This is a genomic window from Pseudomonas sp. (assembly GCF_050739655.1).
Taxonomy (GTDB): domain Bacteria; phylum Pseudomonadota; class Gammaproteobacteria; order Pseudomonadales; family Pseudomonadaceae; genus Aquipseudomonas.
In genome coordinates, this window is record NZ_JBOIBY010000248.1 from 1 (window position 1) to 3,220 (window position 3,220).

At 60.3% G+C, this 3,220-nt stretch carries 4 protein-coding genes; all 4 read right to left on the reverse strand.

The window, feature by feature from the left end:
• Nucleotides 1–59: 59 nt before the first annotated feature.
• Nucleotides 60–1,139, reverse strand: coding sequence for an acyltransferase family protein (locus tag ACRESJ_RS12120; RefSeq protein WP_431758099.1), 1,080 nt, complete (start codon nt 1,137–1,139; stop codon nt 60–62).
• 7 nt (nt 1,140–1,146) lie between these two features.
• A complete protein-coding gene (locus ACRESJ_RS12125) occupies nt 1,147–1,743 on the reverse strand; it encodes a hypothetical protein (protein ID WP_431758100.1) in 597 nt (198 codons plus the stop codon).
• Between the two features lie 13 nt (nt 1,744–1,756).
• Entirely contained in the window at nt 1,757–2,770 is a 1,014-nt protein-coding gene (locus tag ACRESJ_RS12130) for a phage tail protein (RefSeq protein ID WP_431758101.1), read from the reverse strand.
• 1 nt (nt 2,771) lies between these two features.
• Nucleotides 2,772–3,220 (reverse strand): putative phage tail protein (locus ACRESJ_RS12135; RefSeq protein WP_431758102.1); only part of this gene is annotated, 449 nt, incomplete at its 5' end.

The window sequence follows — 3,220 nt, forward strand, 5'->3', positions numbered from 1 at the left end:
GTTCTAGGCGCTTCATCAGGCCGGTACGCTCGGCCGCAAGGTGCGGCCGGCCACCTGATTCAGCTATCCAGCCTTGGCGGGCTGAGCGTCGTAGCGCTTCGGCCAACCTTCTCCAGGCTCAGCAGCGGACGCTCCAGCCAGCAATTCGATGCTTGCCCAACAATCACGCATGCCAGCACCGTCAGCGCGATGAATCCGGCATGCTGCCAGGAGGCAGTATTGAAAGATGAGAGCTGCCACAGCCGACCCGAGGCAGAAATGACGAACACGTGTGAGAGGTACAGGGAGTAGGAGCTGTCGCCCACGGACATCAGCCACGCAGGGATAGAAGCCCGTCGTGACGCTTCCAAAACCACCGCACCTGCGACAACCAGGGAACTGGCCACCCCGAAGATCGCCACCCGGTACATGCCGCCATCGAGCAGCAAATCGAGTCGATCCAGCAGAAGCATCGCGGCAATGAAGGCGACCGCACCAGCCCAAAGCAGCGGAGCGCCCCATGCTGCGGGAATTCGGCGCCAGTACATTGCCACCAGAGCGCCTGCTATGAACTCCCAGGCCATCGGCGAGAACGCCGTGGACAGCACAGGCGAAGTTGTCTCAAACATCGTCCAGCCAATCGCCACGACGGCCGCCCATACATATAGAAAATGGAGGAAGAAACGCTGTGGCAGCAAGGCAATGGCCATAGCCGTCATCAGATAGAAGTAGAACTCGAAGACCAGCGTCCAGCCGACTGATAACAGCGGCAAAGTGGACTGAGGCCACAGAAGATACGAGGCCAGTGCACTCTGATTCTGGTACGACGTATTGACCATGCTTGGCACAAGGGCCATCAGCACAACCACTACAGTGGTGTAGAGCCAGTAAAGCGGCAGCACCCGCCAGGCCCGCTTGCGAAGAAAACGCCCGGCTTCGCTGAAGGAGCCACAACGACCTTTTGCAACCGTGGCCATCACGAAACCGGATATCACGAAGAACAAATCGACACCGGCATATCCAAAGTTCAGCCAGCTTGGCAGCAAGGTTTCCCCGCTGCCAAACTTGCCTTCAACAATGCGAAGGTGGAAGAGCACAACCAGTAGAGACGCGACTCCCCGCAGCGCCTGGATCGACAGGTAAGTCGGTCTCTTCTCCATGAAAAACCTATGCTTCTGATGGGGGCGGCGATTCTATGTCCGCAGCCACTTCAATCGGCGTGCCAGCCCATGCCTGCTTGTCGGAATCCCATTGACTGAGCGGACCAAATGGTGGACACAGCGGCGTCAGCTCACAGGGGAGAGGCTCTCCCACGGATAGTGGTTGAGTCCGAAGCGCGGTCGCCTTTTCCCAAAGTGGAACATCGGAATAGTCGGGAATGACCCGCCACGTGCCCACGACGCCATCCCACTGGTTCCGCAGCGGCTCATTTGAGCCAAAAGCGACAGGCTGGGAAGTGGTCAAGTCATCCGGCAGCGCATCGCCCAGTGCCAACGTGTTGGCAGTGGGCAGTGCCGTGGCTTTCACGTACAGCATGAAGTAGCGGTAGTCGGGAACCGGCTCCCATGCGTCCAGAGCCTTGGTCAAGCGATGACGCCGATATAACCCTGCCTCTTCTCCAGGCGAAAATTCCACGACAGACGGCGGCAACTGGTAGGAGCCATCGTCGGGAGAAAGAAACACGGTGATCATGCCGAGGAGCTCTCGGGTTTGTGGGTCGTAGGAGTAGGCGGGACGTGACGCCGGAAGCGATGCGTAACTCATAAATGTTCCTCTATCAGTAAGCGATGCAGTACATCATCCGAAGACCAGCCGGTAAGTTATCGACTCCGCCGGTGCCGTTCACGGTGATGGTGTGCCCATGGGCACCCGCAGCTCGGTTATCCAGTGTGTGGGAATGGTCGCCGACTCCGCCAATGCCGATATCGTGGGCGTGGTTGCCCGACCCATTCATCCCGATGTTGTGGCCATGGCTGCCATTGCCATCGATGTTCAAAACGTGATTGTGGCCCCCTCCAACTCCCGTTGCCCCATCTACTGGACGAGCATCCGTGTCCCGTTCCATGTACACGCCGTAGCCGTTGAATGCAGGTGAGCTGGGCAGCACGCCTGCATGCTGGTGGTCACCGCCCCAAGAGGTAGAACCTGTGTGGCCATGACTTCCCTGCTGGTCCGTCCACGCACCATGCGCATGATCACCGGCCGCTCCTGAGCTTGCGGCGTGAGTGTGCCCACCGGCTCCGAGAACGCCGATGTAGTGCGTGTGATCAGCGACCGACGTTGCCGTGGCGGTATGCGTATGGGAGATGAGCGAACCCGCTGCATGGCCGCCGACATTGAAACCGTCGTTGGTATGGGTGATCGTGGTTCCTTCCTTGCACAGCGGAAGGTTGAAGGTGGTTTTGCCATCCCCTACGCCATACGTCGTGCCCACGGCGGCGAAGAGATCGGCGTACTGGGTGCGCGATACCGCCCAGCCACTACAGGGGAGCATGCCTTCAGGAACTTCGCTTCCGGCGAAGGCGATCACCTGCCCGGGGATAAGCCTTGTTTTACGGATCAACGTCTGGATCGCCCGCAGCAACTGGGAATCGTCATCGCGGTCCAGCGCTTGACCGGCCCCTTCCACGGCATTGCTCAATTCGGCCTGGACGGTATTGAACCAATCGGCACCTGGGACGGTAGCTTTGACGCCACCGACGAAGTCGCCGCTGGTGAAGTAGCCCGGCTGCCCAGGCTCCTGCCTGGGTGGGGGCGCGGATGCGGCGGTTGGGACATCGATACGATGCACGTCAGGACTCCAGGAACTGGCAGAAGGTATGCGCCGGCTTGAGGTTGTTGAAGGTGGCCTCAAGCGCGGCATCAGTGGACGGTGTGGCATCGGGCGGGCGGCGGTCGATGCGCACCTGCCAGACGAACAGCACATTTTCCAGGTACAGCGGTTCGTCCACGCTGCTGTGCCCCACTCGCCAAGGCTTGGGCTCGCTGATCGTGATTGCGTAGCCAGTTGCAGCCGCCAAACGCACAAAGTACGGAATGGAGAGTCCCCCAAGTTCGCCAAGCTTGGCCAAGACCGCCTGCACGCGATCGGTGGGGTTTGCACTGGGCAATGGGCGCAGGCCGAGCACGCGCTCCCAGTCGGCGATTCCATCACCGGCAGTGGCCGGGTGCATCGCATTCTCGATGGTCTTGGCGCGATCTACGGCCATCTGCAGCGCATCGGCCTCTGCGTCGATGACCG

Coding starts and splice junctions, on each gene's coding strand:
- ACRESJ_RS12120 (WP_431758099.1), bottom strand. CDS start 1,139: ATGGAGAAGAGACCGACTTACCTGTCGATCCAGGCGCTGCGGGGAGTC.
- ACRESJ_RS12125 (WP_431758100.1), bottom strand. CDS start 1,743: ATGAGTTACGCATCGCTTCCGGCGTCACGTCCCGCCTACTCCTACGAC.